Source organism: Streptomyces sp. NPDC046900, assembly GCF_040644975.1.
In the GTDB taxonomy this organism is placed as follows: Bacteria; Actinomycetota; Actinomycetes; order Streptomycetales; family Streptomycetaceae; genus Streptomyces.
Window position 1 is genome coordinate 45,300 of the sequence record NZ_JBEYXD010000050.1, and the last position, 18,329, is coordinate 63,628.

The 18,329-nt window shown below is 67.6% G+C and carries 18 protein-coding genes and 1 pseudogene; 14 read left to right on the plus strand and 5 right to left on the minus strand.

Annotated elements, in window-relative coordinates; all coding sequences use genetic code 11:
• Positions 1-156: 156 nt before the first annotated feature.
• The 3 genes from ABZ904_RS33985 (at position 157) to trxA (ending at position 3,720) form a co-directional block, all read left to right on the plus strand.
• A complete protein-coding gene (locus tag ABZ904_RS33985) occupies positions 157-2,007 on the plus strand; it encodes a transcriptional regulator (protein ID WP_361006266.1) in 1,851 nt (616 codons plus the stop codon).
• Positions 2,008-2,513: 506 nt separating this feature from the next.
• The gene (locus ABZ904_RS33990; protein ID WP_359408870.1) at positions 2,514-3,287 is read left to right on the plus strand and encodes an SDR family oxidoreductase; all 774 of its coding nucleotides are present in this window, start codon (positions 2,514-2,516) and stop codon (positions 3,285-3,287) included.
• A gap of 103 nt (positions 3,288-3,390) precedes the next feature.
• Positions 3,391-3,720, plus strand: a complete 330-nt coding sequence (gene trxA, locus ABZ904_RS33995; protein WP_361004981.1) for a thioredoxin — start codon at positions 3,391-3,393, stop codon at positions 3,718-3,720.
• A gap of 83 nt (positions 3,721-3,803) precedes the next feature.
• Here trxA and msrA read toward each other — a convergent pair.
• A pseudogene (msrA, locus tag ABZ904_RS34000) lies at positions 3,804-4,246 on the minus strand (peptide-methionine (S)-S-oxide reductase MsrA); the annotation flags it as partial.
• 459 nt (positions 4,247-4,705) lie between these two features.
• On the opposite strand from msrA, the gene ABZ904_RS34005 reads away from it, so the two are divergent.
• The 7 genes from ABZ904_RS34005 (at position 4,706) to ABZ904_RS34035 (ending at position 9,465) form a co-directional block, all read left to right on the plus strand.
• Complete coding sequence (locus ABZ904_RS34005; protein WP_359408867.1) at positions 4,706-5,053, plus strand: GNAT family N-acetyltransferase; 348 nt, start codon at positions 4,706-4,708, stop codon at positions 5,051-5,053.
• 187 nt (positions 5,054-5,240) lie between these two features.
• On the plus strand, positions 5,241-5,702 hold the full coding sequence (locus tag ABZ904_RS34010; protein ID WP_361827711.1) for a DUF5709 domain-containing protein: 462 nt from the start codon (positions 5,241-5,243) through the stop codon (positions 5,700-5,702).
• Between the two features lie 452 nt (positions 5,703-6,154).
• Positions 6,155-6,694, plus strand: a complete 540-nt coding sequence (locus tag ABZ904_RS34015; RefSeq protein WP_359408863.1) for a sigma-70 family RNA polymerase sigma factor — start codon at positions 6,155-6,157, stop codon at positions 6,692-6,694.
• A gap of 247 nt (positions 6,695-6,941) precedes the next feature.
• Positions 6,942-7,655, plus strand: coding sequence for a sigma-70 family RNA polymerase sigma factor (locus ABZ904_RS34020; RefSeq protein WP_359408861.1), 714 nt, complete (start codon positions 6,942-6,944; stop codon positions 7,653-7,655).
• A gap of 217 nt (positions 7,656-7,872) precedes the next feature.
• Positions 7,873-8,472: a sulfite oxidase-like oxidoreductase gene (locus ABZ904_RS34025; protein WP_359408859.1), complete on the plus strand. Its 600-nt coding sequence runs from the start codon at positions 7,873-7,875 to the stop codon at positions 8,470-8,472.
• Positions 8,442-9,197 (plus strand): ferredoxin reductase, encoded by a 756-nt coding sequence (locus tag ABZ904_RS34030; RefSeq protein WP_361004973.1) that lies wholly within the window; start codon positions 8,442-8,444, stop codon positions 9,195-9,197. Before ABZ904_RS34025 ends, ABZ904_RS34030 begins: the two co-directional genes overlap by 31 nt.
• 1 nt (position 9,198) lies before the next feature.
• Positions 9,199-9,465, plus strand: coding sequence for a DUF6510 family protein (locus ABZ904_RS34035; protein ID WP_361827716.1), 267 nt, complete (start codon positions 9,199-9,201; stop codon positions 9,463-9,465).
• A gap of 437 nt (positions 9,466-9,902) precedes the next feature.
• On the opposite strand, the gene pstB is transcribed toward ABZ904_RS34035, so the two are convergent.
• Positions 9,903-10,682, minus strand: a complete 780-nt coding sequence (pstB, locus tag ABZ904_RS34040; RefSeq protein WP_359408853.1) for a phosphate ABC transporter ATP-binding protein PstB — start codon at positions 10,680-10,682, stop codon at positions 9,903-9,905.
• A 1,145-nt stretch (positions 10,683-11,827) separates the two neighbouring features.
• On the opposite strand from pstB, the gene ABZ904_RS34045 reads away from it, so the two are divergent.
• The 3 genes from ABZ904_RS34045 to ABZ904_RS34055 all read left to right on the plus strand — a co-directional run bounded on the left by ABZ904_RS34045 (position 11,828) and on the right by ABZ904_RS34055 (position 15,367).
• Complete coding sequence (locus ABZ904_RS34045) at positions 11,828-13,384, plus strand: aminotransferase class I/II-fold pyridoxal phosphate-dependent enzyme (RefSeq protein WP_361827719.1); 1,557 nt, start codon at positions 11,828-11,830, stop codon at positions 13,382-13,384.
• A 531-nt stretch (positions 13,385-13,915) separates the two neighbouring features.
• Complete coding sequence (locus ABZ904_RS34050) at positions 13,916-14,650, plus strand: NAD(P)H-binding protein (RefSeq protein ID WP_359408849.1); 735 nt, start codon at positions 13,916-13,918, stop codon at positions 14,648-14,650.
• A gap of 243 nt (positions 14,651-14,893) precedes the next feature.
• Positions 14,894-15,367: a GNAT family N-acetyltransferase gene (locus ABZ904_RS34055; protein WP_361827722.1), complete on the plus strand. Its 474-nt coding sequence runs from the start codon at positions 14,894-14,896 to the stop codon at positions 15,365-15,367.
• 107 nt (positions 15,368-15,474) lie between these two features.
• On the opposite strand, the gene ABZ904_RS34060 is transcribed toward ABZ904_RS34055, so the two are convergent.
• The 3 genes from ABZ904_RS34060 to ABZ904_RS34070 all read right to left on the minus strand — a co-directional run bounded on the left by ABZ904_RS34060 (position 15,475) and on the right by ABZ904_RS34070 (position 17,552).
• Complete coding sequence (locus ABZ904_RS34060; RefSeq protein ID WP_359408845.1) at positions 15,475-16,389, minus strand: DNA-3-methyladenine glycosylase 2 family protein; 915 nt, start codon at positions 16,387-16,389, stop codon at positions 15,475-15,477.
• 108 nt (positions 16,390-16,497) lie between these two features.
• The gene (locus ABZ904_RS34065; RefSeq protein ID WP_361827726.1) at positions 16,498-17,115 is read right to left on the minus strand and encodes a TetR/AcrR family transcriptional regulator; all 618 of its coding nucleotides are present in this window, start codon (positions 17,113-17,115) and stop codon (positions 16,498-16,500) included.
• A 23-nt stretch (positions 17,116-17,138) separates the two neighbouring features.
• Positions 17,139-17,552 (minus strand): Rid family hydrolase, encoded by a 414-nt coding sequence (locus ABZ904_RS34070; protein WP_359408840.1) that lies wholly within the window; start codon positions 17,550-17,552, stop codon positions 17,139-17,141.
• Between the two features lie 524 nt (positions 17,553-18,076).
• On the opposite strand from ABZ904_RS34070, the gene ABZ904_RS34075 reads away from it, so the two are divergent.
• On the plus strand, positions 18,077-18,329 hold a 253-nt coding region (locus tag ABZ904_RS34075; protein ID WP_361827730.1), incomplete at its 3' end, for a carboxymuconolactone decarboxylase family protein.

Genomic DNA, 18,329 nt, shown 5'->3' on the forward strand with positions numbered 1-18,329 from the left:
AGCCGGGTAGCGCGAGGTGCCAGTGGGCCTGGCCAAACAAAGGGGGACTATTTGGTCCAGAAAATTGGGCCGATCTGCGGTACGTTTGGGGGAGGCGGTCCCTTGCGGACAGCCAAGCAACCAAGCTTCACAAGGATCCCCAAGGCGGTAGGCACCATGTATGCGGGCGTCCGGTTCTCAGTGCTCGGCCCAGTCCGGCTACACAGACAGGGGGTCGAGGCCGGAGCTGGTCAGCCGAGGCAGTGCGCCGTGCTTGCTTCGCTGTTGCTCAGGGCGGGCAGGCCTGTAAGCCTCTCGAAACTGGTGGAGGACGTGTGGGGCGACGAGGCCCCACCGTCGGCCATAGGCTCCGTGCGCACCTACATCTACAGGCTCAGACAGGCACTCGGGGAGCAGAGTGACAGCTCCGTACGCCTGGTCGACGGGGGCTATCTGCTGCACATCCAACCGGACGCTCTGGACCTGAACAGGTTCAAGGAGACGGCGGCAAGGGCGAGGGAGGCGCGCAGCACCGGCGACCTGGCCTCCGCGGCGAGCCTGCTGACCGAGGGCCTCGAAATGTGGAAAGGAGTGGCCCTCGCCGGAGTCCCGGGGCCGTTCGCGGCCCAGCAGCGCAGCGTCATCGGCGAGCTGCGCCTCGCCTGTGCCGAGGAGCAGCTCGCCTGCGAAGTGGAGAGAGGGCGCTACGCCGAGGCCGCCGCGGAACTGTCCGCCTTGCTTGTCGAGCACCCGCTTCGAGAGCGCGTATGCAGCCTCCTCATGACCGCGCTCTATGGTGCTGGGCGGCAGTCCGAGGCCCTGACGATCTACCACACGACCAGTCACCTGCTGCGTCAACGCCTCGGCGTCAACCCGTCGCCGGAACTGCAGCAAGTCCACGAGCGCATCCTCTCCGGGCGATTCCAGCTCCCGCAAAGCGCCGACCGCCCGAAGAGCGCGCCGCGAACACCCCCGCCTCACGCCCCGGCGCAGCTCCCAGCCGCCCTGCCGAGCCTCGTCGGCCGCGAGAGAGAGCAGGAGCAGGTCGAGCGCTTGGTCGCCGATGCAGAGGTGTCGTCCTCTGTGGCCATCTGCACGGTCGGCGGACTGGCCGGCGTCGGCAAGACAGCTTTCGCCATCACCGTCGCCCACCGCCTGGCAGACCGCTTCCCGGACGGTCAGCTCTTTGCAGACCTGCAGGGAGCCGGACCGGAGGCCGAGCCACGGGATCCCGCGCACGTGCTCGAGGACTTCTTGCAGTCCTTGGGGGTCCGACCCGAGGACATACCCGAGACCGCGCAGGCACGAGGGCTCATGTTCCGCGGCTTGCTGGCCAAGCGCCGAGTGCTCGTCGTGCTCGACAACGCATGGAACACGGACCAGCTGAAGCATCTCCTCCCCGGAGGCCCCGGCTCCATGGCCCTTGTCACCAGCCGCATGCAGCTGCACGCGCTCGTCGCCGCCTACCAGGCGCTTCCCCTGACACTCATGCCCCTGAGCCAGACGGACGCACGGAGCCTTCTCGCACGCCGACTCGGCGCTGCAAGGACAGCGGCTGAACCAGAGGCCGTCGACCGCATCATCCGGCTGGCCGGGCGGCTCCCCTTGGCCCTGGCCAACGTCGCCGCCCGCGCGGCCTATCGACCACAGCTGCGCCTGGCGAGCCTGGCCGACGAGTACGAGGCGCCGGAGCGCAGCGCCCTGGACGCCTTCGCGAGCGACGAGGACCAGGCGCTCGACGTCCGGGCGTCCATCACCCGCTCGTACCGCCTGCTCGACACGGAGACGGCGGCGCTCTTCCGCGACCTGAGCGCCTGCCCAGACCCCATGTTCGCGGCATCGCAGGTCGCGGACCTGGCCGGACGGCCCGAGTGTCGAGTCCGCCACGTCCTGTCGCGTCTCATTCGAGCGCACCTCGTCTCGGAGATCGGCCCGGGCCGGTACAGCTGGAACCGGCTCGTGGCCGCGTATGCAGCTGAGCAGGCAGGGCAAGGGCTCCTCGACCAGGGCGAACCGGCCCGTTGGTAGGACGAGCAGGGGCCGGCATCCATGTCGTTGTCACAGGCACCCTGCGGAGACGATGCCACGGCGAGTAGCCGAGACCGAGCAGTTCTCGAAGGGGGAGCATGCCCTACCGGGCGGCGTCGTCAGACGAGACATCTCGTATAGAGGGAGCGCACTGCCCACCCTCGAGCTTCTCACTGGTCACCGAGTCGGTGGACAAAGTCGGCACGCCGCCCGGCGGGCAGCGTGCGCGCGACACCGTCCGATGCTCAGCGCGGGTGCTGCCTCGATGGCAGCAGACCGTGCAACGGCTTTCCTGCGGCTTCTCTGCGCGGGCCGTTTGCGCCCAGTAGTGCGCAGAGGACCTGAGGCGGCGGGCAGGACGCATCTATCGGCTTTTCCACTTGTCGGACTGCGGGGCAGCTGCGATGGGCGCCGTAGAGGCGTTGTAGAGCTGCTGTAGAGCCTGCCGTGGCAGGGTCGAGTGCATCACAGGCAAGAAGTTCACCGCTCAATGAGGAGTAATTCGCATGGCCACGGACTTCGAAGGCAAGAAACTCGTCGTGATCGGCGGCGCCAGCGGCATGGGCCTCAAGGCCGCCGAGGACGTGATCGCGGAGGGCGGCAGTGCGGTGATCGTCGGCCGCGCGGGTCAGAAACTCGACGATGCCGTGGCGAGCCTGGCTCGCTCCGGCAGCGCATGGTCGATCGAGGCCGACCTGGCGGACTGGGACCAGGTCGTCGAGGCGCAGAAGCAGTTGGCGGAGGACCACCCCGACGCCACCCTCCTCGTCAACTCGGCGGGGTTCTTCCTGCCCAAGCGCTTCCTTGACTACGAGGTCGCGGACTATGACGCCTATCACGACCTCAACAGGGCGACCTTCGTTCTGACTCAGACCGTCGTCCGGGGCATGGTCGCCGGCGGTCAGGGCGGCGCCATCGTGAACGTGGGCAGCATGTGGGCGTACCAGGCCCTCGCCGTGACACCGTCGTCGGCCTATTCGATGGCCAAGGCAGGCTTGCACGCTCTCACGCACAACCTGGCCATGGAGCTCGCCGGCGAGGGCATCCGTGTGAACGCCGTGGCTCCCGCTGTCACCAGGACCCCCCTGTTCGGGAAGGTCTTTCCCGCGGATCAGTTGGACGGCGCGATGGAGCAGCTGAGCGGCCTGCACCCGCTCGGCCGGGTCGGCACCCCGCAGGACGTGGCCTCGGCGATCGTCTTCCTCCTCTCGTCGGCCTCGAGCTGGACCACGGGCGCCATCCTCAACGTCGACGGCGGAGTCATGGCGGGCCGCAACTAGACGTACCTCTCACGCCCCGCCCAGGGCCGCCACCTGACACTGACCCCGGGCGGGGCAGCCAAAAGGGCGTCGACCAAGGCCGTCCGCATACGAAGGAGCCCGCATGGCAGGCAATCTGAGAAGCGTGACCGACGAGACCTTTGGGGACGAGGTGCTCAAGAGCGGCAAGCCTGTGCTCGTGGATTTCTGGGCCGAGTGGTGCGGGCCCTGCCGCCTTGTAGCACCGGTCCTTGAGGCGCTCGCCGCCGAGCACAGTGACAAGATCACGATCGTCCAGCTGAACGTCGACGAGAGCCCCCGCACCGCGGAGGAGTACGACGTCAGGTCCATCCCCACGCTCAACGTCTACCGGGACGGCAAGGTCGTCAAGACGGTCATCGGGGCCAAGCCCAGGCTGGCCCTGGAACAGGACCTGCAGGAGTTTCTGAGGTGACCGGGCCCTGAAGGTGCACACGCCCGCCGCCGCGCCTGCTGCGAGACGCTGCGGCAAGCGCGCGCGGGTCGGGCCGGTGCTCGAGGCAGCTTCCAGCCTTTCCGGACGTACTGATTCATGTGCGGGTCCGGATGACGCTGGAGGTAGTTCTGGTACTCAGGTCCCGCCCCCCAGAACGTGCCGGACGGACAACCTCCGTAACCAGCTTCTCCGGCCACAGTCCAGACGCGTCGGAGGCCGTGATCACAGCCCCTGCAATGCGTCGCTGCTCCTCGTCCAGGTAGAAGATGGCGGACCTGAAGGTCAAACCGATGTCGTCGCCCTGCCGGTTCAACGTGGTGGGGCCGTGGATCTGGAAGAAGAACTCCAGGATGCTGCGGTAGTCCGTCCCGGACGGGTCGTAGGTGACCTCGACCGACTCCGCATGGTTCCCGTGGTTTCGGTATGCCGGTTCCACCACCTCGCCGCCGGTGTAGCCGGCACGGGTCCCCACGACACCCGGAAACCTGCGGAACAGCTCCTGCATATCCCAGAAGCATCCGCCCGCCAACACGGCATGCCCCCTTGCCGGTACCACGTTGTGTTCCCCCTTCTGCAAGGCCGGAATCGACTGAAGCCGTCCGACACGAGACCGGCCCCGACAGACAATGTCCGCCCCTTCGCCCGGCCGCGGCAGCTGGACAGTAGCCCTCGACTCTGCGGCGTCGAACCGCTGACTCGTTCACCGTTAGCTGCCTCGACCGCGGACTCCTCACCCGGTGTCTGCAAGTGCCAGGCCGGGAGTGCCCCGCAAGAGGTTCCGAGCCTGCCCGGGCCACGGCGCAGTCCCTTGTCCCGAGGGCTGCCCCGGAACAGCCCGGACACGGTCCGAAGCCAGCCGCGGGCAGGCGCACACTGCCGTCTCGGACCGTCCCCCCGAGACAAACGCGTACGCGCGCCCACTCAGCAGCGGCGCCGAGCCGCCCAACCGAGGAGTAAGACAGCCATGACCAGCAGAGAAACGGGCCCAGCAGATGACGGTCGCGTCGAGATCGCGGACAATCCCGGCGGGCGCTTCTACGAGTTGCGCTACGGCGACCAGGCAGCGGGCCTGCTCGTCTACGAGACGGCCGGCTCGCGACGCGTGCTGACCCACACGACCATCCGGGAGGAATACCGCGGTCGGGGCTGGTCCAAGCTGCTGATTCGTTTCGCTCTCGACGACCTCGCTGCCAAGGGAGCGACGATCACCAACTACTGCCCGGTGGTCGACCGGTTCATCGAGGAGAATCCCGGATACGAGCAGCTGATCGACCTCGACCACCCTGGCAACTGGGGCGAGTCTGGGAGGTAGGAACGTGGCAGGACGGCCCAAGGGGCTTCCTCGCTACTTGACTGCAGCCGGTGGCCGGCCGCCCGGGCGACTACGCCGGATAGACGCCTCGTCGACACCAGCCCGCTTGAATGGCCTTCTTCCGCCGCGCCGTCTCCGAGACGCCAGCACCGAGATGCCGCGTGGCTCCGACGGCATGGAGGCCATGATGACTTCACCAGACGATTTCCCGTCCTACGATGACCTGGCTTCCTCCAACCCACTGCGCTCACAGGAGGAGTACGACGAGGACGAGCTGGGGGAGGACGTCCTGGACCGGGGCTACTCACCCGCGAATGCACCCCTCGCCGTCAACGACTGGGGTGTCACCGCGAGGGAGGGCGCCTCCCACGAGGACCTCGCGCATCGGCTCAGGCGCGAGGTGCCGGAAGCCGGTGCACCGGACGAGGGCGACGGGCTGGGCGACACGATCGGCACGGACGGAGAGCTCATCGACGACCAGGTCGGCGACGAGCGCGCGGGACGCCTCCTCAGCTGGGACACAGACGTTCTCGCCGCAGGATACGACGGCGACGACTACTGGGCGCGGGACGTGGGCATCGACAATGGTGCCGCCTCCGCCGAGGAGGCGGCCGTCCACGTGGTGCCTGACACCCGAGAGGACTCCTGAGTGACCGCCTGCCCCCGGCCGGGCCAGGGGCAGGGGCGAGCCCGAACTGCCCGGCCCAGAAGGCAATGAGCCAGGGACAGGGGCGAGCCCGAACCGCCCGGCCCGGAAGGTGCTGAGGCAGGGGAGGATTCCCGGCTGTCCCTCCGCAACCGGTCGGCGGGCTGTACGTCGGCTCGCCCAGGACAGGCGCATTCGCGGAAGACCCACCGTTGCCAGGACAGCCCGCACGGCACCCCGGCCCGGCAGAAGTTGTTGGGGCAAGCACGTCAAGCAGCTTTTGGCAGACGTTGGGGCCGCCCGGATCCGCCGCTGCACCCAGACCAACGGAGCGGGCTGACACCAGCCGAGGCCCGCCTGTTTGGGCGCGAAGAGAGGCAGCGACTGTGAAAACGATGCACGTACCACCGGAGCCCGGCACCAGCAGCCAGCAGGAGAGCCCCGCCCAGCGCCGCGTGAGATTCGAGAAGGAAGCCCTCCCGCATCGCCGTGCCCTCTACGCCGCCGCCTGGCGCATGACTCGCCACGCAGCAGACGCTGAGGACCTGGTCCAGGAAGCGTACGCGCGTGCGTACGCATCGTTCGACCAGTTCCGGCCGGGTACGAACTTCGGAGCCTGGATAAAGAGAATCATGGTCAACCAGCACATTTCTGCCCGTCGCAGGCAGCAGTGCAGACCGCGCCTGTGTTTTTCCTCCGAAGTCGAAGACCAGCAGCTGGTGCGTCTCGGCGCCTACGCTTCTGGAGCGCTGAAGTCGGCCGAAGCCGATGCGCTGGAGCGCGTCGTGAATCCCGACCTCAGAGCAGCCTTTTGTCAGATTCCCCGTCCGTACCGTCTCGCTGTGTACCTCGCTGACATCGAGGGCCTCTCCTATCGCGAGATCGCGGAAACCATGGGGACCCCGGTGGGCACCGTGATGTCGCGCATCCACAGGGGGCGCCGGCAGCTGCGCTGGCTGCTGCCACAGTACGCGCCCGGGCAGCGCGCAACATGACCGCCCGCTACCGGGAGGAGGACCGCGGGTCTCCTCTGCCGGGCCCGCTCACCAGCCAGGCGCCGCAGTGCGGGAGAGCACGCCCCACGCCGCGCACGAGTCGCTCACCGAAATACGCCGGAAGCTTCGTCCGTCAAATCCCGGGATGCACGCACGGCGAAAGCGAAAACGGCGACTTCACGTAGACGGCCTGTAGATAGTGCCGTGGTTGGCTTATCCGTACGAGATGACCTGGAGATTGAGAGCCATGCACTCTGCGGATGCCAGAAGAACGTGCCGCTCGGCTCCGAATGAACATGCCGGAAGCGGTGGCAGGGCTCCGGCAGCAGGGCCCGTCAAGGGTCGGGGACAACTCGACCCGGAGTCCGCCGCCTGGGTAGATGCGCTCGGAGTCGGTCGCGGGCAGCAGTACGAGCAGGCCTGCACGCGGCTGCATGAACTGCTGGTGCGGATCGCCATGGACGAGGTGTTCCGTCGGGGTCCTCGTTACCGAATTACCGGACCCGAGCTGAACGACCTCGCCCACCATGCGGCCGCCGACGCACTGATGAAAATCACGCACAAAATTCAGGAATTTCGAGGCGATGCCAGGTTCACTACATGGGCATTCCGGTTTGTCGTACTTGAAGTGTCCAGCAAGCTGGGCCGCCATTTCTGGCGTGTTTCAAACGCCCGATTCGACTTGGACGAATGGGCGCAAGTTCCCGACCGCTCCGGCACCGACCCCGTCAGTCACTGGCAGGCGCGAGAGCTGGGCGAGGCTGTACGCGACGCAGTCGAGACGGCACTGAGCGCCCACCAGCGGCAGGTCTTCACTGCCGTCGTCAACGGTGTTTCCCTGGAAACGCTCGCCAGCGAGCTGGAGACGAACCGGAACGCGCTCTACAAGACGATGTTTGATGCCCGCAAGAAACTGCGAGCCCAGCTGATAGCCACCGGACACCTCAGCGGCGCAGGCTGATGCGGCGACGACCACGTCGGACCGGGCGACGCTGACCGGGGTCCCCGCATCGCGGCCACACGCATCCCGGGCCCGGCAGCCCCCAGGACGGACAAGAGAGGCTGCGCCGCCAGGCGTTCACCTTCCCGGGGCGTCCCAGGTAAGAAGTCGCTTCCCCCGTGCGCTCACCTCCGAAGGGGCCCGCAGGGGCCGCACTGGACGAACAAGGACGGCGAGCATGGCGTTCATCTCGCGCGGATTCCACGGCCGAAGGCCGTCGGCGGGCACGAAGCTGCCGCCCGGGCAGTACGAGACGACCGGCTTCCCGGTGCTGTCCGCCGGGCCCACTCCCCGCATCCGGCAAGACGACTGGAAGCTGTCCGTGACCACGGAAGCCGGGACGCAGCATGTGTGGGACTGGGCAGGCCTGATGGCACTCCCGCCGGAGTCCCCGACCGTCGACCTGCACTGTGTGACGAAGTGGTCGAAGTTCGGCACCGAGTGGCAAGGCGTGTCCCTGGACGTTCTGCTCGCGGACGTGGAGACGGCCGCAGAGCACGTCCTCGTCACCTCGTACGGGGGCTACACCACGAACATCCCCCTCGCCGACCTGGTCGACGGCAAAGCGTGGATCGCCTACGGCTACGGAGGCAGCGACCTGGCGCCCGAACACGGCGGCCCCGCCCGGCTGCTGGTCCCGCACCTGTACCTGTGGAAGTCCGCGAAGTGGGTCCGCGAGATCGAGCTGCGGAAGAAGGACGTGCCCGGCTTCTGGGAGAGCGCCGGCTATCACAACTACGGAGACCCATGGCGAGAGCAGCGGTACCAGGGAGACTAGGCGACCGGCTCCGGTGGCGGGCCGCCGAGGTAACGGGTCGGCGCGTGGAGTCGGCGACGGCCGTCACCCTGACACTGGACCTCCCGGGCTGGCCCGGGCACCTGGCCGGCCAGCATGTGGACGTCAGGCTGACCGCAGAAGACGGCTACAGCACCCAGCGCAGCTACTCGATCGCCTCGGCCCCCAACGGCCGGAGCCTCGACCTGACAGTCCAGCGCACGCCCGGCGGGGAAGTGTCGCCCTACCTCGTGGACGAGCTCGTGCCAGGGGACCAGCTGGAGCTGCGCGGGCCTGTCGGTGGCTGGTTCGTCTGGAGGCAGCAGCAGACGGAGCCGGTTCTGCTGGTGGCGGGCGGATCGGGACTCGTGCCTCTGATGTGCATGGTCCGCGCGCGGCAGGCGGCCGGCAACCGTGCCCCGTTCCGGTTGCTGTACGCAGCGCGGACCCCGTCGGACCTGCTGTACCGCTCGGAGCTCCGCCAGGGGGCGCCGGGGCTGGATACGACGTACCTCTACAGCAGAGAGGCCCCGAAAGACTCACCGCGCCCGCCGGGGCGCATCACCCCTGAGGACTTGGTCCGCGGCGGCTGGCCCCCCGACTTCGAGCCGACCTGCTATGTCTGCGGGCCCACACCGTTCGTCGAGAAGGCGGCTGCCTACCTGGTGCTCCTGGGACATGCACCTGAGCGAGTGCGTACCGAGCGCTTCGGCGACAGTGGAGGTTGAGATGGCGTCCGTAGAGGCCAGCGGCCCAGATGTGGACGATACCCATGCAGGGTATGCCGACGGAAACGCGCTGGCAGGGCCTCTGTCCGCAGTCTTCGCCGTTGATGTGACCGCCGCGACGAGCCGATGCGCCAACTGCGGTTGCACAGCCCCCCTTGCTCGCCTGCATGTGTACAGGCACGCACCGGGCCTTGTCGCACGCTGCCAGCAGTGCGGGAGGGTCATGCTGCGTACGACGCGCAGAGGGACACGGTATGGCTCGACATGAGCGGCGCGGCCTCGCTGGCAATTCCATTGGGAGAGATCTGAGTTCCCGGGTACCACCGCGCTGGCTCTGATACTGACGGACGTTGTTGACGGGTGGGTCTCTCACCCGGAGGAGTGATCCGCATGACTGAACGGGGAAGGTCCCGACTCGCTGACCGGTGATCTTGCGCGCAGGCCCCGTCCTTCAGGGCGGGGTGAACGCATCGTCGATCTGCGCCCGGCCGTCCGGCCGGGCGTTTCCGCTGCTCGGTGTGCTGCCGGATGATCGACAGCGGCGCGCCGCCGCACGCTGTTGCCAAGGCCTTCTGGTCCGGACACAGCACGTTGAAGCAGGAGGGCATCGGGAGGGTCGGTCGACCCTGGCGGGAACCCCCGCCCTCGATAGCAGGGGGCATGTTCACCGCAGGGGCCTTCGTCGAGGCTGGGACATGGGAGCGGCTATCCGAAGCGGCCCGAGACGTAGGCTTCCGTGCGTGGATGGCTCGGGTTGGAGAAGATCTTTACGGTGTCGTCCATTTCCACGAGCCGGCCTGGCTGTCCCGTCTGTTCGAGGTCGAAGAAGGCCGTCCTGTCGCTGACGCGCGCGGCTTGCTGCATGTTGTGGGTGACGATCACGATGGTGTACTGCTGCCTGAGGCTTCGGATGAGGTCCTCGATGGCGAGCGTCGAGATCGGGTCGAGCGCCGAAGCCGGCTCATCCATCAGCAGCACCTCGGGCTCGACTGCTATGGCCCGGGCGATGCACAACCGCTGCTGCTGGCCCCCTGAGAGCCCGGCACCGGGACGGTCCAGCCGGTTTTTGACCTCATCCCAGAGACTCGCCGAGCGCAGCGATTCCTCGACGATGCCGTCGAGTTCGGATCTAGGCATGCGTCGATTGTGGAGCGTGACGCCAGCAGCGACGTTGCCGTATATCGACATGGTCGGAAAGGGGTTGGGCCGTTGGAAGACCATGCCGACCGTGCGCCTCACCTGGACGGGGTCGGTTGTGGGGGCGTAGATGTTGTCGCCGTCGAGGAGCACGGCGCCTTCGACGCGCCCACCAGGCGTGACCTCGTGAAGCCGGTTCAGCGTGCGCAGGACCGTCGACTTGCCCGTCCCCGACGGGCCGATGAACGCGGTGACGCTGCATGCCTCGATCGACAGGTCCACGTCGGCAACGGCAAGAAACGTCCCGTAGTAGACGTTCAGGCCTTTGACGTCGACACGTTTCCCCACCGGAATCTCCTGCCAGCAGACGTCGAAAAGAAGACTATTTCGTCCGGAGCGTACAAGGCGGCTCGGACGACGGGCAACTGCCATGACCATGGGCCCGGCCCGGCTGCTCCATCGAAGAATCCCCTCGCGACCAGCGGAAACCGACGGGACCCCAGAGCCGGCGGAGGTCTCGGCCGCATGAAGGGTTCCTCTTGTGTTCACCGCCAGCACATTATCGATGGACCTCATCATCCAGTTCTCTGACCGCATGCCTCTCGAGGGGCTGCCTCGTCCCGGTGTCTGCACGTACTCGTCGGCGGTTGGCCGGGCCGCGGTGTCTCACCCGCGACGGGGGCGTCCACGGGGCGCCGACCTTAGAGTGTCCTGAGGGCTGAACCCGCTCAACCGGAAGGGTTGAGCGTGCTCGAGAAAGGGCCCGGTCACTGAGCGGGGTCGGACCCAGTGGGACCTGGCACACGCTGCGGCCAAGCGCTGATGCAGACGCCGCTCACAGGTTGCCAAGTGTCTCCGCCAGACTGGATAGTGGACTCTAGAGACCCGTTTGGAGTCGAACCTGCCTGTTGGTTCGGCTTGCCGTGGCGTGGACGTGGGGGATGAGGTGGCCGTTCCTCCGCGCCCGTCGTACTGGACCCTTAAGACCATAGTCAGGCCACCGCGCAAGAAACCCGGCTGTTGAAGACCCTGCCCGGACACGGCGCCACAGATCTCGTCTGCTGGAACCACGTCCCTGCTGCCCGCCAAGCCGTCGCCCGGCTTCACGTGGCACAGGAGCGGCAGGCGACGTTCGCAGCGTACTCGCAACGGCCGCCGAGCCGACGGCCTGGAGGCGCACGGCACCGCGATCCATGACATGTCGATCGGTCGACGTAAGAAGCCGGCGCTGCCCGCTGCTAAGGGGACAAGGGCTACGACCAAGGCCGCATGCGTACGCATAACTGCTCGACAGGCCGTCCAGGCCGCCCCGCGAAGCGTATACAGGCCACGCGCCCCTGAAGGCCACGTCGGCCGCGGCCGCCGGCTTCGGGTGTGCGAGGTCCGGGCCCACGGAATGGACCTCGCAGCAGACCGGTGAGGAGACCACCACGAGCCCGTCCCTGGGGCGGCAGCCCTTTCGGCCAGCGGCTCCGTTCCCAAGGAGGCACGTCGTGACGGACAGGATCCAGCAAGCGAAAGCCGAGGCCTTCCGAGCGCTGCACGAGGACGGCACACTCGTCCTCCCGAACGTGTGGGACGCAGGGAGCGCCGTCCTCATCGCCCGGGCCGGCGCGGAAGCCCTGGGCACCACCAGCGCTGGCGTGTCGTGGGCTCAGGGCCACCCCGATGGCCAGATCCGCACAGCAGATATCGCCTCTGATTTGATTCGAACCGGCAGAGGTGCGCGCCGTGCGCTGGCCGAAGCCGTGCGCGAAGCTGTCCGCACCGGCCACCTGGCCCCGGGGACACGGCTGCCCTCCTCCCGCCAGCTCGCCACCGACCTCGGCCTTGCCCGCAACACCGTGGCCGATGCCTACGCCGACCTCGTCGCCGAGGGATGGCTCAACGCCCGCAGAGGCTCGGGCACACTCGTGGCAGACAGGACGATCACTCGGCCGATCATGTCGCGCCCGGCCGACGACCCATCCGGCGACCCTTGCCACGACCCGATCCCAGGCAGCCCCGACCTCGCCACCTTTCCTCGTGCAGCCTGGCTGAAGGCCGCACGCCGCGCCCTGGCCGCTGCCCCCGACGACGCGCTCGGCTACGGCGACCCCCGCGGCCGGCCGGAACTACGGGCCGCTCTCGCGGACCATCTCGCCCGAGCCCGGGGCGTGTACGCGAGTCCGGAGCACATACTGATCTGCGCCGGCGTCTCCAACGGCCTCCAGATCCTGAGCGGAGTCCTGGCCGGGCGGGGGGCGAGGAACATCGCCGTCGAGTCCTACGGCCTGGACAGGCACTGGGGCCTGCTGGAGGCTGCCGGGCTGAACACCCTCCCGCTTCCCTTGGACACCGACGGGACCGACCCGGTGCCGCCCGTCGGCACCGACGCGGTCCTGCTCACACCGGCTCACCAGTTCCCCGTGGGCACGGCGCTGCAGCGCAACCGCCGGACGGCCGTCGTGGACTGGGCCAGACGGACCGGCGGGCTGGTATTGGAGGATGACTACGACGGTGAGTTCCGGTTCGACCGCCAGTCCGTCGGGGCGCTCCAAGGACTCGACCCCGACTGCGTGGTCTACCTGGGTACCGCCAGCACGACCCTTGCTCCTGGTCTGCGGCTGGCCTGGATGGCGCTGCCTCCCAGGCTCGCTGAGGAAGCCGTGGCGGCCAAGGGGCAGATCGACTCGTGCGAGGTACTCAGCCAGCTGACGATGGCGGAATTCATCACCTCCGGCGCCTACGACCATCACGTACGTGCTGCCCGTCGGCGCTACCGCGATCGACGAGACGCTCTCGTCACAGCCCTGGCCCAGAACGCCCCAAAGGTGCGCGTCATCGGGACAGCGGCCGGCCTGCACACCGTGCTCGGTTTGCCGCCCGGGACCGAGCAGCGGGTCCTTCAGTCGACAGTTCGGCAAGGCCTCAAAGTGGCTGGCCTGTCCCAATACCGCCATGAACGGTCCCTGAGCGCCATGGCCGATGCCCTCGTCGTTGGATACGGGGTGCCCTCCGACGCCGCGTGGCCTCAGGAACTCTCCGCACTCGTGCGGATCCTTTCCTGACGCGCCCCTGAGTAGAAGGGCTTCCATGCGGTGGCAACGCCGGGCGGCAAGCCCAAGGAGGCGATGCCTGGATGCTGTCTCTCCAGGTCGGACCGGAAGTTCCTGGGCAGGTTGCGGACGAGGTTGTCGAGGCCGCACCCGCGGGGGCACGCCACGGCAATCTGCTCCTTTATGGTCCACTACCTCTCGCGAACGACCGCCTATGCCGATCTCGTCGACGCCGGACACCCGGGCTACTCCGATCGTGCTGCTGCCGAGCCGGCGCGGGTGCAGGCCGGTCGCTGAGACTACCGGGCCGCAAGCAGGAGTCCCCTCGGACGAGCCCCATCGCGGGCTCACGACGTACTGCCTCGAGCCAACGGCGGCGGAGTGCAGCGACTCAGCCGTGGGCCAGGGTGATTCGGGCACAGCTGGCCAACGGCGATGAGCTCACGTCCCGCATGGCGCCAAGTCAACGGTAAGAAGCGGAGTCCACCCGACACTAACCTCTCGCCGAACGCGCGAGCTGGCTCTGACTAAAGGTCGAAACACATGAAGATCGCTGTTATCGGTGGGACCGGGCTTATCGGATCGCAGGTGGTGAAGATCCTGAACGCGGGCGGGCACGAGGCGGTGCCACACTCGTCGTCCACCGGACTGGACCTGTTGAGCGGGAAAGGCTTGCCCGAGGCGTTGGCGGGAGCCGATGCCGTCGTGAACCTGACGGACTCGCCGACCTTCGATGAGGCCTCGCCCGCGTTCTTCCAGACGACGATGGACAACCTGCTGCCGGCCGCCAAGTCCGCCGGCGTCGGCCACGCGGTGGTCCTCTCGATTGTCGGCGCCGACCTGGTGCCGGACCTGGTGTACTACCGAGCCAAGGTGCTGCAGGAGGACATCCTCAAGGCCGGCCCCGTGCCGTACTCGATCGTCCGCGCCACCCAGTTCTTCGAGTTCATGGACGCGGTGATGTCGTGGACCTCCGACGACAAGACCGTCCGCCTGCCCACCACGCGCATCCAGCCCATGGCCTCGGCCGACGTCGCCCAGGCCGTGGCCGAGGTCTGCGTGGGAGCCCCGATGCGCGGCACCCGCAACGTCGCCGGCCCCGAGGTCTTCACGCTCGACGAGCTGGGCCGGATCACCCTGGCCGCCCGTGGCGACCAACGCACCGTCGTCACCGACAACAACGCGGGCAAATACGCCGTCGCCTCGAGTGACGCTCTCATCGCCAAGAGCGACGCCGTCATCGCCCAGACCACCTATCGGGACTGGCTCGCGCGGTGACTGAGACGGCGCTCGCACGACCTCCGTGGTGCGGGCCCCCGGCCGTACGGTCGACCGGTCAGGCCGGGACGGACACCGCCGTGTTCTTCTCCGGGTCGACCATCCACTGCACGTGGTCGATCCCCGCCGTGGAGAACAACCCGGAGTCTGCCGACCTCATCGACCTCAATCACCCGGGAGTTACCAAAGGCCGCAGCGTTTGTCTCAAACCACCTATTAATTTCCCCGACAGAAAGTGTGACAATGACGATCAATCTCGGGGCCGAGGCGTCGGCCCGTGAAGAGAACAACGCTGCGCTCATCGCTGCTTTGGACGAGGCAAGTCTCAGCGAGGTGGAGTCGAGCTGGGAGCTCGATGTGCTCAACGACGCGGAGCACGGTCGCTGGATCGCCGCCCTCGGTGATGAAGCGATCGCTGAGCTCTCGTACCGGTTCGTGGGCGGTCGCGTTGTGCTGCTGACGACGTGGGTCGACCCCGCCTACCGCAAAAATCGGGTGGCCACCGAGCTCGTCTCTCGCGTGCTGGACGAGATCCGCGAGAGCGGGAAGAAAATCACCATCATCTGCCCGGTCGTGGGTGAGTTCATCGACCGTAACCCTGCGTACGCCGACCTCATCGATAAGGTCCATCCCGGCGCCGGCGCCTACCCCAAGCACAAACCCGCGGAAGGCGGTCACGACGAGGAGCTCACCGCGATCGAGCACGACCTGGCGTAGCCGTCCGGCGTTCAGACATGGTTGCCTGTCACGGCATACGAAGCGCGCTACATGTTTACCGCGGCACGGCCAGGAAGGTGGTAGTGCTGACGGGTCATTCGCCCTAATTAGCGGAACGGCTCGGCGCGGGGCGCGCGGTGGCTGCGACGCGGCGCCGAGCGCGGAGTGAGCTCGAGGATTTGGACCACCCGGTAGCGGTGCGGCCGCCACGGCAGGTAGAACGCCTCGATCTCCTGCTCGGCCAGTGGACGGCCGAGCAGGGCCATGCCGGTCATACGGCCGAGGTGGAAGTCACCGATCGGCAGCGCGTCGGCGTCACCGAGCGCGCGGTGCCCGACCTGTGCCGCGGTCCACACCCCGACGCCCGACATCGCTGACATCAGTTCATAGGCGCGGGCGGGGTCGGTGGCGGCACGATCGAGCTTGGCCGCATGCCACGCCGCGAAGATGACGGTCTTCGAACGGTGCAGGTCGACCCCGGCTCGCCGCCATTCCCAGATCGGGATCCTCGCCCACGTCTCGGGCGAGGGCATGACCCGCATCGTCTCGGGCGCCGGACCCGGCGCCGGGCCGCCGTGCGCGCCGACGAGGCGGGCCCAGGCGGCTTGGGCGTCCAGGCCGACCACCCGCTGCTCGAGGATCGCGGGGACGAGGGCTTCGAACAGCCGTCCCGTGCGCGGGACGCGGAGGCCGGGCAGGCGGCTCCAGGCTCGTTCCAGAACGGGATGTGCCGGCCGGAAGTCCTCGGGGCGGTCGTGTTCGCCGAGCTCGGTGCGGATGCTCCCGATGAGCTCGCCGGCGCCTGGCCCCCACGCGTCGACGTCCAGATCGTCCAGGCGCTGTTGCCGAATCCGGTAGGTGACCGGCCCTGACGAAGTCAGGGCCGTACGCCACAGGGTCCCGTCGGTTTCCTGACGGTGAGTGGGATCGTGGCGGCCGCGCCGCAGGCCCTTGAACGTCAGCTTCGCGTCCACGGGAAAGCCGGGCTGCCAGTGCAGAGAATGGTCCGGCGGCATGTCCATCGTTTCCTCCCTCGGGGTGCAGGAGTCGGTACTCCAGGCGGCCTGCCCGGAGGGCCCGCAGTGTGCCGCTGGTGCTCGACCAAGCCGGAGATAAGGGCGAACGATGGCTCAGCTGCGAGCGAAGGATTCGATGTGGTCCAGGGCCATGTCCAGCGCGACGGCCATCGGCTCGGAGCCGTGAGCGTTCTGTGCAAGCACGTAACCACCCTGCAGGGCAGCCAGCAGACCAGTACCCAAGCGTTGTGGGTCCGCGTCCTCGGCGAGTACGCCGAGGACGCGGAGCCGAGTCAGCGTTTCGACGAGCATCCGCCGCCAGGCATCGAATGATGCGTTGAGCGCTTGGCGGGACTGCTCATCGTTGTCGGACAGCTCAATCGACATCGCGCCCAGCGCGCACCCGTACGAGCCGTCCTGCAGTGAGTTGGCCTGTACCAGGGCGTCACGCCAGCGGCGCAGACCGGTGAGGGTCTTCACGCCGCGCAGGCGCTGTTCCTCGCGGGCGAGGACGAACTTCGACTGCACGTCGATCACGGCGTGGATCAGCGCGAGTTTGTCCTCGAAGTGGTTGTACAACTGGGACTTACTCGTGCCGCTGGCCAGCCGGACGTCATCGAGGGTGGTGGTGTTGACGCCCTTGACATAGAACAGCTTGGCTGCCGAACCAACGATCCGTGAACGGGTCTCCAGGCCGCGTGGCGTGCGGCGTGTACCGCTCGTTCCGGGCACGGCGTCTCCCTCCGGCATGTTACTCACTCGCGCTGCTTGGCCGCGGAGTGCGTCACAACCGCGGTGACCTTGATCTCCAGGCGGAGAATGGGCCGGATCAGTTGTAGTACCACTGCGAGCATACGGACCGGTCGGTGAGAGATGACGTCCTTGCGAACCTTCAGGCAGGCGTCGATATCGTCGGGGTCTGTGAGCCAGGACCGGACCTGAACGATGTCGCTCAGTTCGGCGCCTGCGCACCGCGGCGCCTCGCACACGTTGTCCGAGGCTTGCCGGGCCTCCTCGGCGAAATCTTCCGGTCGGGCTCGGTCCGGCCGCACTCCCGGGGTAGCGGACAGGGCGACCTGCGTGGCGCTGGTCGGGATCGCGACCGCGTCGGAGTAGGTGCCGATGTGGCGCGACGCCGTGGCGTCGATGAACTGTGTTGCGGCGGTCATATCAGCGAAAACCTCTCGTAGATGGGCGCGAGGTGGAGGCGCAGGCAGATCCGAGAGATCTTGCGTTCGTTTCAGTCCAGCCTCATCTAAGTATGGACTAAATGGTCCACTTAAGCGAATCGATCAGGCCCGAGCCGGCCTGGCTCGAGGTAGCGTGAGCTGGCTCGTTCCGACCGGCGGAATGGCTCACGGCATAGCCTTCATATGGCTCTGAACTGCAGATTTACCGCTCCGATGCGACATTGGCCCGCTTGCATCCCGCGCGGCGGACTCGGTCCGCGCGGGGGAGGGGTTGCGTAGGAAACGGTGGTCTGTATAGTCCTTCCTGTATGGTGCCCCGGCGCGAAGACATCCGGAACTCGGCGCCGACGGAGTCAGCCCTCGCAGTGCAGGTCATCAGGCGCCGGGTGCAATCGACGCCACCGGCGAGGTTGCGGCCGGCGCAGGTAAGGCCTGCGGCGGAACTCTGAAGGACTACGGGCTCGACAACCACTACTCACACCGCGACCGGAGGTCGATTCGCTGTGTCACGACTGGAGGTTCCCCCTCGAGACGGCGTCCCCGAGGCGGCGGAGGGCATCCTCGACAACGTCGGCGCACAGTTCGGCTTCGTCCCGAACATGTTCGCGACTCTCGCGTCGAACCCGACCGTCCTTGACGTCGTCATGACACTGCAGGGCATCTTGAGCCGGGTTCTGGACGCGAAGACGCGGCACACCATCGCGCTCGCCGTGTCGCAAGCCAACGGTTGTGATTACTGCCTGGCGATGCACACGT